This window comes from Candidatus Eisenbacteria bacterium (genome assembly GCA_035712145.1).
Taxonomy (GTDB): domain Bacteria; phylum Eisenbacteria; class RBG-16-71-46; order RBG-16-71-46; family RBG-16-71-46; genus DASTBI01.
On record DASTBI010000206.1, the window covers coordinates 1 to 20421 of the forward strand.

Annotated in this window: 18 protein-coding genes; 16 read left to right on the forward strand and 2 right to left on the reverse strand. The window is 65.7% G+C overall.

Features of this window, described 5'->3' with window-relative positions:
• Nucleotide 1: 1 nt before the first annotated feature.
• From VFQ05_14630 to VFQ05_14695, 14 genes are all read left to right on the forward strand, one after another.
• On the forward strand, nucleotides 2–712 hold the full coding sequence (locus VFQ05_14630; GenBank protein ID HET9327998.1) for a metalloregulator ArsR/SmtB family transcription factor: 711 nt from the start codon (nucleotides 2–4) through the stop codon (nucleotides 710–712).
• Nucleotides 709–1323, forward strand: a complete 615-nt coding sequence (locus tag VFQ05_14635) for a methyltransferase domain-containing protein (protein ID HET9327999.1) — start codon at nucleotides 709–711, stop codon at nucleotides 1321–1323. The genes VFQ05_14630 and VFQ05_14635 overlap by 4 nt, the downstream gene beginning before the upstream one ends.
• A gap of 188 nt (nucleotides 1324–1511) precedes the next feature.
• Nucleotides 1512–1931, forward strand: a complete 420-nt coding sequence (locus VFQ05_14640; protein HET9328000.1) for a rhodanese-like domain-containing protein — start codon at nucleotides 1512–1514, stop codon at nucleotides 1929–1931.
• 9 nt (nucleotides 1932–1940) lie between these two features.
• Nucleotides 1941–2648, forward strand: a complete 708-nt coding sequence (locus VFQ05_14645) for an MBL fold metallo-hydrolase (protein HET9328001.1) — start codon at nucleotides 1941–1943, stop codon at nucleotides 2646–2648.
• Nucleotides 2649–2656: 8 nt separating this feature from the next.
• Complete coding sequence (locus VFQ05_14650; protein ID HET9328002.1) at nucleotides 2657–3925, forward strand: MFS transporter; 1269 nt, start codon at nucleotides 2657–2659, stop codon at nucleotides 3923–3925.
• On the forward strand, nucleotides 3903–4553 hold the full coding sequence (locus VFQ05_14655; GenBank protein HET9328003.1) for a methyltransferase domain-containing protein: 651 nt from the start codon (nucleotides 3903–3905) through the stop codon (nucleotides 4551–4553). The genes VFQ05_14650 and VFQ05_14655 overlap by 23 nt, the downstream gene beginning before the upstream one ends.
• The gene (locus VFQ05_14660) at nucleotides 4553–4714 is read left to right on the forward strand and encodes a hypothetical protein (GenBank protein ID HET9328004.1); all 162 of its coding nucleotides are present in this window, start codon (nucleotides 4553–4555) and stop codon (nucleotides 4712–4714) included. The genes VFQ05_14655 and VFQ05_14660 overlap by 1 nt, the downstream gene beginning before the upstream one ends.
• Nucleotides 4715–5713, forward strand: a complete 999-nt coding sequence (locus tag VFQ05_14665; protein ID HET9328005.1) for a PQQ-binding-like beta-propeller repeat protein — start codon at nucleotides 4715–4717, stop codon at nucleotides 5711–5713.
• 3 nt (nucleotides 5714–5716) lie between these two features.
• Nucleotides 5717–8095 carry a protein kinase gene (locus VFQ05_14670; protein ID HET9328006.1) on the forward strand — a complete coding sequence of 793 codons (2379 nt, stop codon included), beginning with the start codon at nucleotides 5717–5719 and terminating at the stop codon, nucleotides 8093–8095.
• A gap of 23 nt (nucleotides 8096–8118) precedes the next feature.
• On the forward strand, nucleotides 8119–8934 hold the full coding sequence (locus tag VFQ05_14675; GenBank protein HET9328007.1) for a dienelactone hydrolase family protein: 816 nt from the start codon (nucleotides 8119–8121) through the stop codon (nucleotides 8932–8934).
• 157 nt (nucleotides 8935–9091) lie between these two features.
• Entirely contained in the window at nucleotides 9092–9781 is a 690-nt protein-coding gene (locus VFQ05_14680; protein ID HET9328008.1) for a DUF4386 domain-containing protein, read from the forward strand.
• Between the two features lie 1071 nt (nucleotides 9782–10852).
• On the forward strand, nucleotides 10853–11476 hold the full coding sequence (locus VFQ05_14685) for a TolC family protein (protein HET9328009.1): 624 nt from the start codon (nucleotides 10853–10855) through the stop codon (nucleotides 11474–11476).
• Nucleotides 11473–12975 carry an efflux RND transporter periplasmic adaptor subunit gene (locus tag VFQ05_14690; protein HET9328010.1) on the forward strand — a complete coding sequence of 501 codons (1503 nt, stop codon included), beginning with the start codon at nucleotides 11473–11475 and terminating at the stop codon, nucleotides 12973–12975. Before VFQ05_14685 ends, VFQ05_14690 begins: the two co-directional genes overlap by 4 nt.
• Nucleotides 12976–12989: 14 nt before the next feature.
• A complete protein-coding gene (locus tag VFQ05_14695) occupies nucleotides 12990–16157 on the forward strand; it encodes an efflux RND transporter permease subunit (GenBank protein ID HET9328011.1) in 3168 nt (1055 codons plus the stop codon).
• Between the two features lie 16 nt (nucleotides 16158–16173).
• On the opposite strand, the gene VFQ05_14700 is transcribed toward VFQ05_14695, so the two are convergent.
• Together VFQ05_14700 and VFQ05_14705 are read right to left on the reverse strand one after the other, a co-directional pair.
• Nucleotides 16174–16590 (reverse strand): FlgD immunoglobulin-like domain containing protein, encoded by a 417-nt coding sequence (locus tag VFQ05_14700; protein ID HET9328012.1) that lies wholly within the window; start codon nucleotides 16588–16590, stop codon nucleotides 16174–16176.
• Nucleotides 16591–16748: 158 nt separating this feature from the next.
• Nucleotides 16749–18104 carry a hypothetical protein gene (locus VFQ05_14705; GenBank protein ID HET9328013.1) on the reverse strand — a complete coding sequence of 452 codons (1356 nt, stop codon included), beginning with the start codon at nucleotides 18102–18104 and terminating at the stop codon, nucleotides 16749–16751.
• 423 nt (nucleotides 18105–18527) lie between these two features.
• Between VFQ05_14705 and VFQ05_14710 the strand changes: the two genes are divergently transcribed.
• Nucleotides 18528–18923 carry a cupin domain-containing protein gene (locus tag VFQ05_14710; GenBank protein HET9328014.1) on the forward strand — a complete coding sequence of 132 codons (396 nt, stop codon included), beginning with the start codon at nucleotides 18528–18530 and terminating at the stop codon, nucleotides 18921–18923.
• Nucleotides 18924–18934: 11 nt separating this feature from the next.
• On the forward strand, nucleotides 18935–20421 hold a 1487-nt coding region (locus tag VFQ05_14715; GenBank protein HET9328015.1), incomplete at its 3' end, for a carboxylesterase/lipase family protein.

Sequence of the window (20421 nt, forward strand, 5' to 3'; positions counted from 1 at the left end):
GATCCGCCATCGAGCCTTCAAGGATGACGTCTTCGGACAGCTCGCCCGCATCCCCAAGGCGCTCTCGAGTCCGCGACGGCTGGAGCTCGTCGACCTGCTTGCCCAGTCCGAGCGGAGTGTCGAAGAGCTGGCGGAGCTGACCGGCATGTCGGTCGCGAACACGTCTCAGCACCTCCAGGTCCTCCGGGCGGCACTCCTCGTCACGGTTCGCCGGGAAGGCGCAAAGGTCCACTACAGCCTGGCCGATGCGTCGGTGTTTCGTGCCTGGCAAGCCCTGCGGGAGCTCGGGCAACGCCAATTTGCCGAGCTCGACCGCATCGTGAAGACCTATCTGAACGATCGTGACGAGCTCGAGACAGTGACCGCGGATGAGCTGCTCCGCCGGATGCGCAAGGATCAGCTCGTAGTGCTCGATGTCCGCCCGGCCGAGGAGTTCCGCTCCGGACACATCGCAGGCGCTCGTTCCGTGCCGATCCGCGAGCTCCAGCGGCGTATCGCCGAGCTGCCCAAAAGGAACGAGGTGGTGGCGTACTGCCGCGGACCGTATTGCGTCTACGCCGATGTGGCCGTGAACCTGCTTCGCCGGCGCGGGTTCAGCGCACGTCGGCTCGACACGGGATTTCCTGACTGGAAGGCGGCCGGATTGCCGGTCGCGGTCGATTCCCAAGACCAGCCACGGGGGCGACGCCGCCCTTCGGCGGAGGAGCGATGACGAAGCCGATTGCTGTCCCCGAGTTGGACGAGGAAGCTCTTCGCTGCGAGATCCGCAGGGAATACGCCGAGGTCGCGACGCATCCTTCACGCGGCTTCCACTTCCACACCGGACGTCCGCTGGCGCGCTTGCTCGGTTACTCGAGTGAGTGGCTCGACCATGTGCCGGAACCGAGCATCGAGTCCTTCGCCGGCACCGGAAATCCCTTTTCCATGGGAGCGATCATGGCGGGCGAGCGGGTGGTGGACGTGGGGAGCGGCGGCGGCATCGACAGCCTGATCGCCGCGTGGATGACGGGTGACACCGGCCGTGTCATCGGTGTGGACATGACCCCAGAGATGCTCGACAAGGCCCGCGTCTCGGCGACGACCATCGGGGCCAGGAACGTCGAGTTCCATTCAGGACACGCTGAAGCATTGCCGGTCGAGGACGCTTGGGCGGATGTGGTCATCTCCAACGGCGTGGTGAATCTCTGTCCCGACAAGCTCCAGGTGTTTCGCGAGATCTATCGCGTACTCCGGCCCGGCGGCCGGATCCAGCTCGGCGACATCCTCGTTCAGAAGGCCGTGCCCGACTCGGCCAAGCGCGACATCGGCCTCTGGAAGGGCTGAATCGCCGGCGCTCTGCTGGAAGCAGAGCTCGAGGCGGTGGTGCTCGCGGCTGGGTTCGAGAATTTCGCGATCACCTGGCGGGCCGACGTGTTCTCCGGCGCTCCGCAGCAGTCGAGCGCTGCGAAATTCGGCACCCTTGGGATCAACTTCCGGGCCACGAAACCCGCGGCGGCTGGGGAAAGCGTGCGATGAGCCCCCGCCACGACGCTTCTGGATCAGCCCCGACCCTCGTACCCACGCTCGATGTCGAAACCCTGCGTGGCATGCTGGAGCGACACGAGCCCGTGACGATTCTCGACATCCGGCCGCAGCTCGAGCGTGACGAATGGAGCATCCCCGGCAGCATTCATCGCGATGCCTACGCGGCACTCCGTGCTGGGGATCCGTCCGCGCTCTCCAACCTCACGGTTCCGGCCGATCAACCGGTCGTGACGGTCTGCGCCGCCGGCCGAACCAGCCAGCTCGCCGCAGCCCAGTTGCGTCAACGCGGCGTCGAGGCGTTTTCCCTCGCCGGAGGGATGAAGGCCTGGAGCCTGGCGTGGAATGAAGCAGAGGCTGTCACCGCCGATGCGACGCTGATTCAGTTTCGGCGCACGGGCAAAGGCTGACTTTCATATCTGGTCGCTTCCGGTGCGGAAGCGCTCGTCGTCGATGCCTCGCTCGATCCTGACGTCTACCTTCAGCTCGCGGGAGAGCGTGGGTGGACGATCCGATACGTGCTGGATACCCACGTCCACGCGGATCACCTGTCCCGCTCTGGCTCCCTGAGCCAGCGCGCCGGCGCCTCGCTGTTCATGCCGGAGCAGGATCGCGTCAAGTTCCCCCATGAAACCCTGCGCGACGGCCTGGAGATCCGCCTCGGCAACGTGAGGCTTCGGGCCATGCATACACCAGGACACACGCTCGAAAGCATGTCGTACCTGGTCGCCGAGCGCTGGCTGCTGACCGGCGACACGCTGTTCCTGGCGGGCGTAGGACGGCCGGACCTCGAGGCCAGCGCCGAGCAGGCAAGAGCTCGCGCCCTGCTGCTTCATGGCTCGCTGCGAAAGCTCTTCACGCTCGATCCGGCCCTCCTCGTGTTGCCCGCGCACACGAGCCACCCGATCGCCTTCGACCAGAGGCTGGTGACGGCTTCACTGGGAGCCGTGCGGGAAGCGGTCGAGCTTCCTGAGAGCGCCGAAACATTTGCGGTCAGAGTCTTGAGCCGTATCCCCGCCACACCGCCCAACCACCACACCATCGTCGGGTTCAACGAGGCGGGGGAGCTGCCAGCGGGTGATCCGACCGACCTGGAAGCCGGCGCGAATCGCTGCGCTGTTTCATGAGGCACGGCGTGGAAGACACGCGGCTCGGTTTGAGAGCAAACCTCGGCCAGTTCTCGCTGTTGCTCCTCGTCAACGCATTCGTCGGGGCAATGGTCGGCATGGAGCGATCGGTGCTGCCGCTGATCGCGGAGCGGGAGTTCGGCATTGCCTCGCGAGCGGCGATCCTCTCGTTCCTGGTCACATTCGGCCTGGTCAAGGCAATCGCCAACGCCTTCGCCGGCCTGGCCTCTGACCGCTGGGGACGGCGCCGAACCCTGATCGCGGGCTGGCTAGCCGGCATTCCGGTGCCGCTGCTCATCATGTTCGCCCCCGATTGGAGCTGGATCGTGGCGGCGAACATCCTTCTCGGGGTGAACCAGGGGCTTTGCTGGTCCACCGCAATCGTCATGAAGGTGGACCTCGTCGGGCCTCAAAGGCGTGGCTTGGCGATTGGTCTGAACGAGAGTTCGGGTTACCTCGCGGTCGCCGGCGCTGCGCTCGCCACAGGATACCTGGCTGGCCAGTATGGCCTCAGGCCGGCGCCTTTCGTCCTGGGGCTGGGAGCTGCCGTCGCGGGACTGTTCTGCTCGCTCTTCACTCGAGACACGCGCGGGCACGCCGATGTGGAATCGGCCGGCAGGGGGGAAACCGCTTCGAGACCGACGCCGATGGCGGTGTTCGGAGTCGTGAGCTGGCGGAATCCCTCGCTTCGTGCGGTCAGTCAAGCGGGTCTCGTCAACAACCTCAACGACGGAGTGAGTTGGGGGCTCTTTCCACTCTTGTTCGCAGCGCACGGTATGCCCATTGAAAGCATCGCTTTCCTGGTGGCGCTGTATCCTGCGGTCTGGGGCGCAGGGCAGCTTCTCACGGGGCCACTGTCCGATCGGCTTGGACACCGTGGGCTCATGACGGCTGGAATGCTGGTGCAAGGCATCGCGTTGATCGGCGTGGCCGCCGGCCGTTCGTGGGGACTTTGGCTGCCCGCAATGATCGCCCTCGGCATCGGTACGGCGTTGGTCTATCCGACCTTTCTCAGCGCCGTGTCGCACCACACCCCGCCTTCGTGGCGAGCCACCGCGATCGGTGCATACCGGTGGTGGCGGGACCTTGGGTACGTGGCCGGTGCCATTCTCGCGGGGGTGCTGGCCGATCGGTTCGGACTCGCGACATCCATTCTGACCGTGGGGCTGATCACGATCCTCTCCGGCCTTCTCCTCGCGTCGACATATCGGGAGGAAGCCCCGTCGAATGCATTCCAGGGAGCCATGAGAGCGCATGAAGTGCTGCCTCCATTGTGAAGACAGCAAGAGCATATTCGGCCCCGAGCGGGCAGAGGCCGACCTACTCCGCTACCGCCGCAAGGGCCCGGATCCGAGCACACGCCTGATTCTGGAAGAGCTACGTCGATTGCCGCTCGAGGGGACGACCGTGCTGGATGTGGGCGGCGGGATAGGCGTACTGGGGCTCGAGTTGATGGCTGCCGGGGCCCAACGGGTCGTGGAGGTCGAAGCTTCGAGTGCGTCCCTCGAAGTTTCCCAGCAACAGTTCTCGGAACGCGGCTGGGGAAGTCGCCTGCAGGCCGTGCTCGGCGATTTTGCGACCCTCGACGAGCGAACCGAGGTCGCGGATCTCGTCACACTGGACCGCGTGGTCTGTTGCTATCCCGATTACGAGGCTCTGCTCGGCCGCTCCTGTGCCCACGCCCGCAGGGCGCTGGCCATCAGTTTCCCCAGGAACCGCTGGTATGTGCGGGCCTCCATCACGTTGGAAAACCTGTGGCGGCGTCTCCGAGGGATCTCGTTTCGCGCTTTCGTACACTCACCCAGACGCTTGGCAGCCGTGATGGAAGGGTCCGGCCTGCAACGCGTCGCGGAGCGGGGAACGCCATTCTGGACGGTAGCAATCTATCACCGGAGGCAGGATTGATGACGCCTCATCGATCGATTGCCGGCTTGATGGTGATGGCTCTTGGGCTGGGCGGCGTTGCGATCCTGGGCGTCTCGGCCCAGTCCACGCCGCCAACGTGGACGCCTCCTGCGCTGCGCAGTCCGCTGCGACAGATATGGAGCTTCGACACCAAGGGCTGAGTGTTTTCAACGCCCGCGGTCGTGGGCGACGTGGTCTGCGTCGGCTCCTGCGCTGGGATCTTCTTCGCTCTCGATCGAGTGACGGGACAACCGCGAGACCAGTGCAACGTCAGCGCGGACGGCGTTCGCCGACAATTCCACGGCGACGCCCTTCTCGATGGCGAGCTCCTCTTGATCGGCTCGGACACGGATGAAGGCGATACCGCCTACGTCTTCGCATTCGAACGGGGAACGGCAAAGGTGCGCTGGCGCAAGGCCGTGGGCTCGGGCGTCATGAGCGATCTGGCCCATTGGAAGGGTCGAGCGTATGCGGTCACGGTCATGGACGAATTGATCTGCTTCGATCCAGCGTCCGCCGCGAGCTATTGGACCTACCGCCCACCGGCCCCGGCTTACGAGTATCGAGGAAGTGCTCCGGTGGTCGTTGGGGACCGGGTCCTCTTCGCGGACCATGACGGGACCATTCGTGGATTCGAGGCTTCGAGCGGGCGGCTTCTCTGGGAAGCGCCTCAGGTCGACCGACTGACGACCTGGATGGTGGGCGTCGATTCGTCGGTATTGTTCATGCGAGGAACCGACGCCCTTGTGACCGTCGATCCCAGGACGGGGCGGGAGCAGCGGAGAAGGTCCGTCAGCGGCGGGCCCTATTCCGGGCCGATCACTCTCATCGGCGATTCTCTGCTCCTGCTGACCGGGCCAAAGACGTTGACCGCGTTCGACCTCGAGCGCGACCGCGTACGGTGGTCGCACCCAGCCACGCAGGAGTGGACTTCTTCGCGGCCATTCGTCTGGCGCGACATGGCGCTCGCCGCCGATCACGGGCGATTGATCGCCTATGGACTGGCGGACGGCGCGCTGCGCTGGGCTCACGAGTTGCGGGGCACGGCCCGCGCGATTGGCACACACGGCGACACGCTCTATGTCGGGATGCTCAAGGGTCAAGTCCATGCGCTGGTGGACTCTTCTTCATTCCGGAGCAGGCGCAATGGGTTAGATTAGGCCATGGCCCTCGTTCCAGGGACCCGCCTCGGTCCATACGAGATCCTGTCTCCGCTCGGAGCCGGAGGAATGGGCGAGGTCTATCTCGCGCGGGATCCCCGCCTCGAGCGCGAGGTCGCGATCAAGGTGCTTCCGGCGAGCGACGCCAAAGACGAGCAGGCGCGCAGCAGGCTCGCTCGCGAAGCCCGCACCGCCTCCCAACTCAACCATCCCAACATCTGCACGATCTACGAGGTGGGCGAGGCCGACGGGCTCGCCTACATCGCGATGGAGCGAGTGGAGGGGCGTCCGCTCAGTCTTCTCATCGGTCCCGGCGGGCTGCCCGCCGAGACGGTGGCGCGCTACGGCGCTCAGCTTGCCGACGCTCTCTCGTATGCCCACGAGCGGGGAGTCATTCACCGCGACCTGAAGAGCGCCAATGTGGTCGTGACCGAGGATGGCCGCGTCAAAGTCCTGGACTTCGGACTCGCCAAGCGCGTCGCACACTTCGATGAAGCCAGCAGGGTCCTGACTCAGACTCTCACCATGTCTGGATCCCTTGCTGGAACGCTGCAATACCTGGCGCCCGAGATTCTTCGAGGGGGCACGGCCGATCCGCGCACCGATCTCTGGTCGCTCGGTGTGATGCTCTACGAGATGGCGAGCGGAACACGACCGTTCCGCGGCGCGACGGAAATCGAGGTAAGCCTCGCCATCCTGAACGACCCGCTCGAGCCATTGCCTGCTCGCGTCCCGGCAGGCCTCGCGACGATCGTCGAGCGCTGCCTGGCGAAGGACCCGGCAACACGCTATCGGCAGGCTGGCGAAGTCCGGGCGGCGCTGGAATCACTCTCCCACGGAGCAACCGTGGGACGCCGATCAGGCCGGCCGGTCCCCACCCCGACAGGCCCGAAGCACCGAGCCTGGCTTTGGGCGGCGTCGGCGATCGCGCTCCTCCTCAGCGGACTTGCGCTGTTCGATGTCGGGGGACTCAGGAGTCGTCTGGCCCGGAGCGGAGGGAATGACCACATCCCTTCCATTGCAGTGCTGCCTCTGGCCAACTATTCCCACGATCCTGCTCAGGACTACTTCGCGGACAGCATGACCGAGGAGCTCATTGCCACGCTTGCGCAGATCGGTGCACTGCGTGTCATCTCCCGAACTTCGGTGATGAGCCTCAAGGGCACGAAGAAGTCGATGCGAGAGATCGGCCGCCTGCTCGACGTCGACGCGATCTTCGAGGGCTCGGTCCAGCGCTCGGGGGACCGCGTACGCATCACCGCCCAGCTCATTCGCGCCGCCAGCGACGAGCACATCTGGGCCCGGACCTACGAGCGCGACATGCGCGACGTGCTCGCCCTTCAGGCTGACGTGGCCGCGGCGATCGCGAGCGAGGTGCAGGTCCACCTGACCGCAGGCCAGCAACGACGCATTGCTGGGGCGGCCCCCGTATCGCCGAGGGCATACGAGCTCTATTTGCGAGGAGTGGATGCCTACCATCGGTGGGAAGAGACGAGCGTGCGCGCGGCCCTCGAATTCTTTGGCCAGGCTCTGGCGATCGATTCGACCTATGCCCCGGCCTGGGCCATGCTCGCGTACGCCGAACTCGAGCGTTCGGTTGAACCGGGCAACCAGGACGCGGTGGTCCGCGCTCGCCAGTCCGCGGCCCGGGCGCTCCGGCTCGATCCGGAATTGGGTCTTGCCCATGCGGTGAGCGGAGCGATCGCAGGCGACGTTGACTGGGAATGGGCGACTGCGGAGCGAGAGCTCCGGCGCGCGATCGAGCTGACCCCGAACTCGTTCGAAGCTCATCACTCCTATTCCCACGTGCTCATGAAAATGGGGAGAGTGGACGAGTCCTTCGAGCAGAGCCGAATCGCCGTTGCCCTCGATCCCCTGAATACGGCGGCCACGCTCCACATGGGGTGGCAGCATCTTTTCGCCGGACAGTTCGAAGAGGCCATCGCCCAGTACATGGCGACCTTGCGACTCGACCCCAGCTATGCCGCGGCCTATGCGCAGCTCTCCTGGGTCTATACGCTGACCGGGCGTCATGACGAGGCTGCAGCGGCCTATCGCAAGAGGTTCGAGCTGAATCGAGCTTCTGCGGATACGCTGCTCATGAGCGCGCTCATCGCGGTGCGGCGCGGCCGCACCGAAGAAGCCCTGCGCGCGGTTTCGAGCATGATCGAGGACGCGAATCGAGGAGAGAAGAAGGCCGTCGACATTGCTCTGGTATACGCGTGGCTCGGCAGAAAGGACGAGGCGTTTCAGTGGCTGGATCGGGCGGTGCGGAACCGGGAGAACAATGCAAACGACATCAAGCTGGATCCCTTCTTCGCGGGGCTCCGCTCCGACCCACGATTCCCGGCTCTGCTCCAGCGAATGGGGCTACCGACATGAGCCGGAGTGCTAGACTCCGGCCCATGATGCGACGCGCGTGGGTGCTCGCGGTGATCACGGCGCTCGCGGGGTGCGCCGGCTACCAACAAAGTGCCGTCCCTGTCACGGAAGCAGGTAGCGGCAAGGATGTGCGCTGGTCGAAGGCCGAAGTGAAGGGGCTCGGCACCCTCGACGTCGCCACGCTGAAGCCCGAAGGGCCCGGACCGTTTCCAGCCGTCGTCCTCCTGCACGGAACGCATGGCTTCGGCAGGGAGTACGTCGAGATGGCGCGCACCTTCGCGCGTGAAGGTGTGGTGGCCGTGACGGGATGCTGGTTCAAAGGCGGGCAAGGGGCGGGCACGCGCTTCATCACGCCGATCGAATGCCCGGATGCGCCTCCCTTGTCGCCCGCGACGAGCGACGCCGCGTACCTCGCCGTGCAGGCGATGATCGAGGCGGCGCGCCAGCAACCGGAAGTGCGCGCCGACCGAATCGCGCTGTTTGGCCATTCCCGCGGGGGCGGCGCCGCAATGCAGTACGTGCTGAAGGGCGGTGCCGTGAAGGCGCTGATGCTGAACTCTGCCGGCTATCCGGACGAAGCCATAAGCCAGGCGCCACAGATCACGATGCCCGTTCTGGTGTTGCACGGAACGGCGGATTCCCCAGCCGACGGCGGTTCCGCGATGACGGACATTCAGCGCGCGCGCCAATTCGTGGAAGCCATGCAGAATGCTGGGCGATCAGTCGAGGTCGTCTACTACAAAGGCGCGCCCCACAACGGCCTCTTCTCGGGCCCCAAGCAGCACCAGGACGAGATGCAGCGAATGGCCGGCTTCATCCATCGGCATCTCTTCCAATAATCCCTGGTACACACCCTCTCGATCCGCCGTTCATTCCCTCCCAGCGTGCTTCGCACACCGCCTTCCGCACTTCGTCGCAAACGGCTTGGCCGTGCGGGCGTCCTTCGCGACACTCTCGACCTGGAAGCAACGATGCACGCTGGCCGCGGGAGGGACGATGAAGGCGTCGAGGCGCGTGGGCCGAATCGTGGGCTTTCTGCTGTTCGTGCTGTTGCCGACCGGATTGATCGTGCCCTATGTGATGCTACGGCCCTTGACGGGGCCTCCGGCGGCCTTCCTCGATGTGGCGGCGGGCATGTCGACCGTCGTCCGCTTGTGCGTGCTCCAGTTGTTCGTGGGCGCCGCCTTGTCGGTCGGCATCTCGGTCGCGTTGTTCACATTGCTCCGAGTGCGCTCCCGAGCTCTGGCACTGTGGGTCATGGCGCTTGCGCTGGCCAACTTCACCCTGCAGCTGGTGGAAAACAGCCACTGGCTGACCATGCTGTCCGTGAGTCAGGCCCACGTCGAGGCGGGCGTTGCGAAGGCAGAGGCGTTTCAGCCGATCGGCATCGTCGTCCGCTCGGCATGGAAGTGGGCTCATTACTCGCACATCTTCATCCTGGTCTCCTGGCTCTTCTCGCTCTTCCTCCTGCTCTTCCGTACGGCGACGGTCCCACGTGTGCTGCCGGCCCTGGGGATGTCGCTGAGCGTGCTCCACTTCATTGGCATCACGCTGCCGGTGTTTGCGGGCTATCGCATGCCTTACCCGATGCTGTTCGGAATGCCGCTGGGAGTCGGCATCCTCGCGACGGCCGTGTGGCTGATGGTCAGGGGGTTGCGCGAAGAGGACGAGACCGCTTCCGACTGAGCCACTCGGCTCATTGACGGCGAACCGGTCATTCCGGAGAATGGTTCGCCATGCGTGCTCTGCTGATGCGAGGGATTACCGGGCTGGCGCTGGGAAGCTGGTTGATCTCGGCCTGTCTTGGCCAGTTCGTTTGGCTTCACGTTGCCACCGAGCACCACGGGCATCATCACGGACATCGCCACGCTCAGGACCATCTTGGATTCATCCTCATGGGTCCCCATGCCGCCGACCATGGGGACCACGACCATCGGCTTGCGACGACTCGGGGCCCGGGCCTGCCGTCCCCGCGGCCCCAGGCCGCCACCCCGGTCCTTGCCATCCTTCCTGTCGAGTGGTCAGGCCCGGCGCCATGCCGGGCCGTTGAGCTCGTCCCAATCCCGCCGCCGCGCGGCAGCCCGCAGCGCCAGGCGATTCTGTTGATCTGATCGAGCCCGCCTTCAGCGTCCTGCGCTGGGGCCTTTCGGCTTTTCCCTTACCGAATGCTCGATCGGAGATCCCATGCTGCGTCTGCTCTTCGGCGCCATACTTCTCACCGTCGCGTCGCTCGCGGAAGCACAAGAGAGAGTCAGCGAACGCGAATACCTCCGCGTCCTTCAAGCGGACCATCCAGCTCTTACTGCCCTCGGTGAGCGTGTGGGAGTGGCGCGCGCGGAACGAAGCCGCGCCGGCCTGCTCGAAAACCCCACGGCGACGTTCGAACGAGAAGCGCCGGGCAACGCTGAACAGACGACCTGGGGCCTGACGTGGACTCCGCCCTTTGACGGCCGTCGCGGAGCGGCCGTCCGATCGGCCAATGCGGGACTGAAGGCGGCCGAAGCACAGCTCGTCTACGACCGGCTGGCACTTCGCTCGGAATTGCGTCAGGCATTCGCCGAATGGTCGCTTTCGTGGGAACGGACTCAGCTGCTCGAAAGGCACTTCGCACACGTTCGACGTCTGGCGGATCAAATGGCGTCGCGAGCAACTCAAGGCGAGGAGTCGCGGCTCGGAGCTCGAAGATTGGCGCTCGCCGCCCTCGAGGTCGAAGCGGAGGCAGCGCGAAGCGCTGCAGCGGCGAGTCGTGCTCGTGAGATGGCGGTGTCTCTGCACGGAGCGCTGAGGGACGGCGTCGTCCCGGAGAGACCGCCTCTCCCTGAAGTGACCGATTCCCTCGCCGCATCGAGTCGTCCGGATCTGCTCGCGAGGCGTCTCGAGGTCGAGCAGGCCGAATGGCAGCTCAGACACGGCAAGCGCTTCATCCAGTTTCCCGAGCTTGCCTTCGGCTGGCAGCAAATTCGTGACGACAACTTCGACGCCGAGGGACCACGCCTCGGCGTGAACTGGCCATTGCCGCTCTTCGATCGCCAACAGCCGGAACGGATCGAGGCCGCCGCACGCCTGGCGACGGCGCGCGGGCGGCTTCAGCTGGCGACGGTCCGGGCGGGTGCAGAGCTGGTTGCTTCGCGCACTGCGTATCTGCGGCTGCGCGAGACGGCGCTCCGGGGTGTCGCAACCGTGGTCGAGAGTGAGCGTGCCGTCGAGAGCGCCACGGCCACGTTCCGCCTGGGCGAGAGCCGTCTCACCGATCTCTTGGAGACGCTCCGGTCGATCCTTGCGGCCCGTCTCGCCGCAGTCGATCTCTATGCCTCGGCACTCGAAGCTCATCGCAAGCTCGAGCTCGCGGCGGGTCGGCCCTTGAGCATGGAGGAACGATGAAGCATGCCCTGATCTGGCCGCTCGTCCTTCTGCTCGCGTCGAGCATGAGCGCTTGCCAACCGAAGACGAAGACGCACGAGGAAGAACAGAACATTACGGTCACCGCCTGGGGTGAGACGTACGAGATATTCGCGGAAGCGGATCCACTCGTGGCAGGACGACTCTCCAAGTCTCATACCCACGTCACCATTCTCGACGGTTTTCCGCCCCTCAAGGAGGGCGTCGTCACCGCGATCCTCCGTGCTCCCTCGGGAGCCGAGGAAGTGTTCCGCCGGGAGGGGCCGCTTCGCGATGGGATCTTCTCGGTGGAGATCAAGCCGACGCAGGCGGGAGTCTTCGACCTGGCCTTCAAGGTAGAGAGCGCAGCCGGCACGGAAGTGATTCCATCCGGAAAGGTCCGCGTCGGCGAGGGCGACTCGCTCGGACTTCTGGTCGAGCCGCCCCGCTACGGGCCACCGGGAATGCCTTCGGCCGCCCCGCCGGCGGGCGATCCGATCAGCTTTCTCAAGGAGCAGCAGTGGCGGACCGCTTTCACGACGGATTGGGCGACCCAGGGAACGGTCCATCGCACCGCGCGTGGCCCGGCGCGATTGCGGCCTGCGGCCGGGGGAGAAGCCCTCCTGACGGCACCGTTGGATGGCGTCGTGGCGGTCGGAACACGTGCCTTCGTTGGAATGGACGTGGGGAGAGGCGCGACGGTCGTTCGACTCACCTCGCGCGTCGGGTCTGATCGGAGCATCGAAGCGATCCGTTCCGAGCTCGAGCTCGCCGAGGCCCGGCTCGGGCGGCTCGAGGAGCTGCTGAAGCTCGAAGCGGTGAGCCAGGCCGAAGTCGAGGAGGCGAGGGCGCGGGTTCGCACGCTGTCGGCTGAATCCCGCTCGATCGGTGGCAGTGGCCCGGCAGTCGCGGTGCGCTCACCACTCGCTGGCCGCGTCGCCGAAGTTCACGTGGTCCCGGGCCAGGCTGTGGAAGCAGGAACTCCGCTCGCCCGGGTCGTTCGTACGAAGCCTCTATGGGTCGAAGTGGCGATGCGTCCAGATGAGGCCGGACTGCTGGCCCAGGGCATCTCCGGCCTGACGTTGCGCCCGCCCGCTGGCCAACCGCCGCTCGTCTTTCGCGGCCGCGCAGTGCGGCTGGTCTCGCGCGCCCCGGAGATCAGTCGTTCGACTGGATCGATCACGGTGATCATCGAGATTCAGTCCGATGTTCCTCTCCGCCCCGGGGCCGCACTCGAAGCGGAGGTGCTCCTGCCGCAGGAGGCCACGGGAATCGTCGTTCCGTCCTCGGCAGTCATCGACGATGGCGGGGTACCAGTGGTCTACATCCAGGTCGAAGGCGAGAGCTTCGTCCGCCAGGAAGTCCGCATCGTAGGCACCCAAGGCGAGAGCGCCGTCGTCGAAGGTCTGCCTGAGGGCAGCCGCATCGTGACCCGCGGCGGAGCCGCCATTCGCCGCGCGGCGTTGCTGCGCAGCGGTCCACCCGAAGGCCACGTCCACTAGGAAGGGAGAGGCAAGTGCTCAATCGATTGATTCGCCTCGCCCTGCGGCACCGGACTCTGACGCTCGTCCTGGCAGGTGTGCTGCTTGTCTTCGGCTCGCTATGGGTCACACGAATGCCGGTCGACATCTTTCCGGACCTGACTGCTCCAACCGTAACCGTCATCACCGAAGGCTCGGGCATGGCGCCCGAGGAAATCGAGATCCTCGTCACGTTTCCGCTCGAGTCATCGCTCAACGGCGCACCCGGCGTGCGGCGGGTGCGCTCGGTTTCGGCCGCGGGCATCTCGGTCATCTGGGTGGAGTTCGCGTGGGGCGAGGACGTCTATCGCGCCCGCCAGGTCGTGGCCGAACGCGTGCAAGGTGTCGGCCTTCCGAGCCACGTCGAGTCGCCCGAGCTCGGTCCGATCAGCTCGATCATGGGCGAGATCACGTTCATCGCACTCACTTCGCACTCGCCAGCGATTACGCCGATGGAGCTGCGGCGAGTCGCGGAAACCACCGTCCGGCGCAGCCTCCTGGCGGTTCCGGGTATCTCGCAGGTCGTGCCGATCGGTGGTGATGTGCGTGAGTACCAGATCGAGCTGGACCCAGGGGCGCTGGCTCAGCGATCGGTCAGCGTCGACGAGCTGGCGGAGCGCCTCGGCGAAGTGACTCGGAACCCCGCGGCAGGATTCCACGTCGACCAGGGCCAGGAATACCTGGTTCGTGGACTTGGGCGCGCGCGCGGGATCCAGGATCTGTCCTCGGCGGTGATTCGAGTCGAAGGCGGCGTGCCCATCACGGTGGGCGATCTTGGCACCGTCGGCCTGGGGGCCGAGCCCAAGCGCGGCACGGCGGCCTATAAGACTCAGCCCGCAGTCATTCTGAGCGTCCAGAAACAACCTGGCGCGAACACACTCGCGCTGACCCGACAGATCGACCAGGCGCTGGCACGGCTTTCGCGCAGCCTGCCGCACGGCGTGTCCATCGAGAAGGAGAACTTCCGTCAGGCGGACTTCATCGAGGCGGCGGTCGAGAACGTCACCGCGGCACTCCGCGACGGGGCGATCCTCGTCCTGATCATCCTCTTCCTGTTCCTCGGCAACGCGCGAACGACGGCGATATCCGCACTGGCGATCCCGCTCTCGCTGGTCGCCGGGATCCTCACCATCTCCCTCTTCGGCGGCACCCTCAACACGATGTCCCTTGGAGGCCTCACGATCGCGATTGGCGCACTCGTGGATGACGCCATCATTGCGGTCGAGAACGTGTTTCGCAGGCTGCGAGGAGAGCGCGCCAAGCCAGAGAGCGAGCGTCGCTCGCCGCTCGAGGTCATCTACAGGGCCGCCTCCGAAGTGAGCAATCCGATCTTTTTCGCCACGGTCATCATCGTGCTGGTCTTTCTGCCACTCTTCATGCTGCCCGGCATCGAGGGGAGACTGCTGCAGCCGCTCGGATTCGCCTACATCGCGGCTCTCACGGCGTCGTTCCTCGTCTCTCTGACCGTGACGCCGGTGCTGTGCTACCTGCTGCTCCCGAACTCGAAGGCTCTCGAGCGCGATGAAGCCTGGCTGCTGCGGGTGCTCAAGACTCGCTACGCCAGGGACCTCGATGGGGTCATGCGGCGGCCGAGGACCATCTACATCTTTACCGGGCTGTTGCTGGTGGCGGCGCTCGCCACCATGCCGTTCCTTGGACGAAGCTTCATGCCGCCATTCAACGAAGGCTCTCTGACGATCGGCGTGGTCAGCGTCCCTGGGATCACCCTCGAGGAGAGCGATGGCCTTGGCCGTGAGGTGGAGCGCTCGCTGCTGACCTTTCCCGAAGTGATCTCGACCAGCCGTCGGACCGGCCGCGCCGAGAAGGACGAACACGTCCAAGGCGTCAACGCCTCGGAGATGGAGGTCGTACTCAAGCCCGGGCGGCCGAAGGAAGAGCTTCTCGCGGAGATGCGGCGGGCCGTGTCGACCATCCCCGGTGCGGAGGTGAGCTTCGGACAGCCGATCAGCCACCGCATCGATCACATGGTTTCAGGCAGCAAGTCGAACCTGGCGGTCAAGATCTTTGGACCGGACTTGGCCGTCTTGCGTGGGCTCGCCGGACGGGCGGAGCAGCTCCTGCGCGAAGTGCCGGGCATGGTCGATTTGAGCAACCAGGAGCAAGCCAGCGTCCCGCAGCTCTTGATTGACTTCGACCGCACGGCCATGGCGCGCTACGGGCTGAGCGCCGCATCGCTGTCACGCACCGTGGAAGCCCTCTTTCAGGGGACTGCCGTTGGCGAGATCGTGGAAGAAGGGATCGTCTCGCGGGTGGTCCTGCGCTTCCCCGGCGGACTCCGTTCCCAGCGGGAGCAGCTCGATGCCTTACCCGTCACGACTCCTTCTGGGCAGACGATTCGACTCGGAGAAGTTGCGCGTGTCCGATTCGATCTCGGCCCGAGCCTCGTGCGGCGCGAGAACGTGGAGCGCGTGGCCATGCTGACGGCCAACGTCTCAGGAGCTGATCTGGCCGGGACGGTCGAGGAAGCCCAACGCCGACTCGATCAGGGCCTCACGTTGCCACCCGGCTACCGAGTGACCTATGGCGGCCAGTTCGAGCAGGCGATCTCGAGCGTTCGCAATCTTGCTGCCCTTTCCGCACTGATCTTGCTCGCGATGTATGGGCTGCTTTACGTCGCATTCCGGAACCACCGCCACACCTTGATCGTGCTCGTCAATCTGCCCCTGGCGTTGATCGGCGGCGTCTTCGCCGTGGCCCTCGGCAGCGGAACGCTCAGCATCGCGGCGCTGGTTGGCTTCATCACGTTGTTCGGGATCGCGACTCGCAGTGGCGTACTGCTGGTCAGTCACTACCAGCACCTGCTCGCGGAGGGACTGCCGCTCGACGAGGCGGTCCGTCGGGGCTCGCTGGAGCGCCTGGCGCCGGTTCTCATGACCGCGCTCACCGCGGGCCTTGCGCTCATCCCGCTCGTGCTCGCGGGAGGGAAGCCGGGAAACGAGATTCAGAGTCCCATGGGGCAGGTCATCCTTGGCGGACTGCTCACCTCGACGTTCCTCAACATGGTGGTCGTTCCGGTGCTGTTCCGACGCTGGGGAGCACTTCGGGCAGCCGGCCACGATACCGCATGGGAGCGGTACGAGCGGTTCACGGATGACGGCGCCCCTACGCCGCACCCTTCGCGAGGGCGACCCTGCGCGGGATGATCGAACGTTCTCGCGCTCACCGCAGGCGCACGATCCGCCGCTGTGCGACCGGCCGTCCATCCACCAGGAGACGGGCGAAGTAGACTCCGGCGGGACTCACCCGCCCGTTACCGTCGGTCCCGTCCCACTCGAGCCGATAGCGTCCCGCATCGAGACTCCCCGCGCGCATCGACCCGACGGAGCGTCCTTCGACGTCGAGCACGCTGATCCGGACCTCCGCGGCCCGAGGGAGCCCCAGCGCGAACATGACCTTGCCGGCGGTTGGATTCGGGAACGGCGCCCCGAGTGCGAAGACGGTGGGGAGCCCTTCGTCGATGGGATCCTTCTCGACGGCGACGACACGGACCCCACCGAAACACCAGTACCCGAGGCAGCCAGAGTTGTTGAGGTCGACGGTCCGCCCGACGGCCGGCTGGCCCACGGTGCCGACCATCACGACGCCGCCTCCTGACGATCCCGTCACCGGCGTGGCACCGCCGGCGATGACGCTCCCGCGGAGAACCGTTTGCGCGAAGGCCGGCGAAGTTGCGAAGCACCACAGGGCTGCACCCAGGACAGCGGGGCTCCGCGCAATCCACGACGCGCCGGCGCTCACGGCTTCACCCCGGCATGCGCGTTGCGCCGCATGCGCGCCTGTTCGAGCAGCTGCGCTTCGACCAGCGCGCGCTGCGCGCGCTCGGCATCCGCGGCGGCCCGGGTGGCGCGCAATTCCAGCTCGCGGAGGTCCACCGACACTCCCGTGCTCTGGATTCCCGCGCCGTCCGGCGATGCAGCCACCGGCGTAGCGCGGCTGAAGGACGCTGCATCCGCACCGCTGACCAGCGCGGTCACGGTGCCGTAGCTCGTCGGGAAGTACGTCGCGGTGATCGTGGGGTTCACCATCTGGTTCGTGCCGCCGCCCACCGATTGGCCCTTGCTCTCGAAGTTGAAGGTGTAGTTGCCGGCGGCAAGGAACCAGGTCCGGTGCAGCGACACCACCTCGCTCAACGTGGGGAGCGCCGGCACGGCGCTGTAGGCGGTGATTCCGGAGCGCACGGCGTAGTTGGGATCGACGTCCGAGGGAGCGCCCATCGAGATCCAGCAGTCCGCCCAGTTCTGGCTGTTGTTCGTGCCGCCGTACACATGGGAGCCTGTGGCCTCCACGACCACGTAACCGTCGGCCGGGATGGTGATCGTCGTGGAGACATTCACGTTGAACAATCCCCCCAGGATGGTGCGAGTGCCGACGAAGCGGTCTTGGGAGATCCCTGGCTCGTCACGGATCTCGGCGGCCGCGATCGCGTTGAACGGGAGCTGCACCGCGCCGTTGTCCGCTTGCATCATGTCGAACACGACGCTGCGCACCGATCCCAGGATTCCTACTTTCGGCTCCTGGCTTCCGCTGTTGCCGTCCACGAAGAAGCCGTCTTGCGTGTGGCTTCGCGTGACGGAGAAGAAGCCGCCGCTGCCGTCGAAGTCCGGCTCCAGGGCGATGTTGAGTCCACCCGGGTTGGGAGGGAGGAGATCCAGTGCCATTCCGCCGGCGGTTTGGTAGCCGACGAGCAAAGGATTGGCGCTGGTGCCGCCGAGGTTGAAAGGAACTCTCATTCCCAGCGCGTATGGCATCGCCGAGAGAGGCACGCGCGGAGCCATCTCGGGGTTCGGGTCCACCTGGATCCCGAGGTAGAGCGGGCGATTGAACATGTTCGGCAGCGGCGTGAGGCTGCCGAGAAGAACCGAAAACCCGCCCTTCTGGACGAAGACCGGGTTGTGCACCTCGGTATAGAGCAGGTTCCCGGCCCACGGGTCGTCCCAGATGCGGAACGTGATGTTGTAGTTGCCGTCGAGCAGAAGGGTGCCCGATCCGTCCGTCAGCACGCCTTGATAGCTGATGGTCGAGGGAACCTGGGCGAACGTGGGCGCGGCGAGGAGAACGCCCAGGAGCAGGAACGGCAGGGTGTGGCGCATGGCACAGCCTCCTCCGAGACGCCGGACGGGGGCTGGGCGAGCCGGGCTGAAGTACGGATCAGGGACGTTGAGAGTCTAGGCCACGGCTCGAGGCCGCGCCACGTTTGCCCGCATGGTTCATCCGTCGCACACGCTCAGGACTGACCCGTCACCCGTCCACTGCCGGTGGGTCCTAGCCGAGCGACGACTGACCAATGCGCCCCGTGACTGCCAGGTTGGCAGGCTGCGCTTCCGGTTCGGAGAGTTCGGTCTTCCTTCCGGCGAACGTAACGCTGGGCACTCCGACTTCTTAGAGACCGCATTCGCTCGGTTGGCGCCTGGCCCGGGTTATGCCCGTTGGCTCTGCGAACCGAGCCAATGGGATTCGATGGCTGCCATCGTGAGCCTTCGGGAATCGTCCCGGGCTCGGGAAAGGAGCGCTCCATGAAAGGGCTCATCGTCGACATCGAGGATCGGACCGAAAAGAACACCGATTTTCGGCGCGTGCTCTACACGGGGAGGAACATGCAGCTGGTGCTGATGTCTCTCAGGCCTGGGGAGGACATCGGCGAGGAGATTCACCGCGATGTCGATCAGTTCTTCCGAGTGGAGAGGGGAGAGGGCGAGGTCTGGATCGATGGCGCACGAACGGAGATCGAAAGCGACATGGCCATCATCGTTCCCGCCGGTGCGCGACACAACGTCAGGAACACGGGAGAGAAGCCGCTCAGGCTGTACACCATCTACGCGCCGCCGGAACATGCGGACGGAACCGTCCACCGGAGCAAGGCCGACGCAGAGACCTCGAAGGAGCACTTCTCGGGAAAGACGACGGAGTAGGAGGCGCAGTCATGGTCACTCACATTGGCACGGATGAAGTCGTCGCAACCCGACAAGGCAAGATACGCGGCGACCTCGTTGATGGCGTGCATGTCTTCAATGGGATTCCGTATGCGGCTCCGCCCTTTGGCGCCAACCGGTTTCGACCTCCGCAACGGGCCGAGTCCTGGGGCGGCGTGCGAGACGCCCTCACCCTTGGCGCAAAGCCGCCGATGCTGCCCTTGCCGCCGGGGCTGGAGAAGTTCGTCCCGGATCCCGCCATTCCGGGGGAAGACTGCCTGAACCTCAACATCTGGTCGCCTGATCTGGGATCGGCGACATGCCCGGTGATGGTCTGGATTCCGGGTACCGGATTCGAAGTCGGATCAGCGGCCTTGTTTGACGGCAGCCACTTCGCCCGGGACGGCGTCGTCTGCGTGACCATCAACTACCGACTTGGCGCCGATGGATTCCTCTATCTGGGCGAGAGCAACGCCAATCGCGGCTTGCTCGACCAGGTCGCTGCTCTTCAGTGGGTCCGGGAGAACATCGCCGCTTTCGGGGGCGATCCCCACAATGTCACCGTGTTTGGTGAATCGGCCGGAGGGATGAGCGTCGCCACGCTGCTGTCCATGCCCCGTGCCGAGGGCCTGTTCAGGCGCGCGATCGCCGAGAGCGGGGCGACTCATTACGAGATATCCATCGAGTCCGCACAACGTGTGCGCGAACGTCTCGCCGAGCAACTCGGCATCGAGCCGAGCCGCGACGCATTCGCCGATGTGCCGACCGAGCGCCTTCTTGCCGCGCAGATGAACCTGAGAGCCGATCTCGCCGGACACCCCGATCCACAGCGCTGGGGACAGGAGGTGATCGTCAGTGGCATGCCCTGGCATCCGGTGATCGACGGCGATGTCATCCCGGGGCGTCCGATCGATCGCATCGCTGCCGGAGCGAGCGCCGATATCGATCTCATGGTCGGGTCGAACACCGACGAGTGGAGATTATTCCTCGTGACCTATGGCGTGATCGACCACATCACGGACACGGCCCTGGCTGGAGCGGCTGCGGCGTACGGGCTGCCCGTCGAGGCGGCCCTGAGGACCTATCGCGCCGCACGGCCGAACGCGACTGCGGGCGACCTCCTCGCTGCTCTTCAGAGTGACTGGTATGTCCGCATCCCCGTCATTCGCCTGGCCGAAGCCCGCGCTTCGAGTCCCGGTGCGACCTACATGTACGAGTTTGCCTGGCGCTCGCCGGCGTTCGACGGGCTTCTTGGGGCGTGTCACGGACTCGAAGTCCCGTTTGTCTTCGACATGCTCGGCAAGGGGATGGATCCCCTGCTAGGGCGCAATCCTCCGCAACAGCTCGCTGATGCCATGCACGGCGCCTGGGTCGCGTTTGCGAGCCGAGGGAACCCCGGATGGCCGAAGTACGAGCTGCAGCGCAGGGCGACCATGCGGTTCGACAAGACCTCGGAAGTCGTGAACGATCCCCGATCCACCGAACGGGCACTGTGGGA

Excerpts from the sequence above, each read along its gene's own strand:
- VFQ05_14635 (HET9327999.1), top strand. The coding sequence starts at position 709 with ATGACGAAGCCGATTGCTGTCCCCGAGTTGGACGAGGAAGCTCTTCGC.
- VFQ05_14640 (HET9328000.1), top strand. The coding sequence starts at position 1,512 with ATGAGCCCCCGCCACGACGCTTCTGGATCAGCCCCGACCCTCGTACCC.
- VFQ05_14655 (HET9328003.1), top strand. The coding sequence starts at position 3,903 with ATGAAGTGCTGCCTCCATTGTGAAGACAGCAAGAGCATATTCGGCCCC.
- VFQ05_14660 (HET9328004.1), top strand. The coding sequence starts at position 4,553 with ATGACGCCTCATCGATCGATTGCCGGCTTGATGGTGATGGCTCTTGGG.
- VFQ05_14670 (HET9328006.1), top strand. The coding sequence starts at position 5,717 with ATGGCCCTCGTTCCAGGGACCCGCCTCGGTCCATACGAGATCCTGTCT.
- VFQ05_14675 (HET9328007.1), top strand. The coding sequence starts at position 8,119 with ATGATGCGACGCGCGTGGGTGCTCGCGGTGATCACGGCGCTCGCGGGG.
- VFQ05_14680 (HET9328008.1), top strand. The coding sequence starts at position 9,092 with ATGAAGGCGTCGAGGCGCGTGGGCCGAATCGTGGGCTTTCTGCTGTTC.
- VFQ05_14685 (HET9328009.1), top strand. The coding sequence starts at position 10,853 with ATGGCGGTGTCTCTGCACGGAGCGCTGAGGGACGGCGTCGTCCCGGAG.
- VFQ05_14690 (HET9328010.1), top strand. The coding sequence starts at position 11,473 with ATGAAGCATGCCCTGATCTGGCCGCTCGTCCTTCTGCTCGCGTCGAGC.
- VFQ05_14700 (HET9328012.1), bottom strand. The coding sequence starts at position 16,590 with ATGGTCGGCACCGTGGGCCAGCCGGCCGTCGGGCGGACCGTCGACCTC.
- VFQ05_14705 (HET9328013.1), bottom strand. The coding sequence starts at position 18,104 with ATGCGCCACACCCTGCCGTTCCTGCTCCTGGGCGTTCTCCTCGCCGCG.
- VFQ05_14710 (HET9328014.1), top strand. The coding sequence starts at position 18,528 with ATGAAAGGGCTCATCGTCGACATCGAGGATCGGACCGAAAAGAACACC.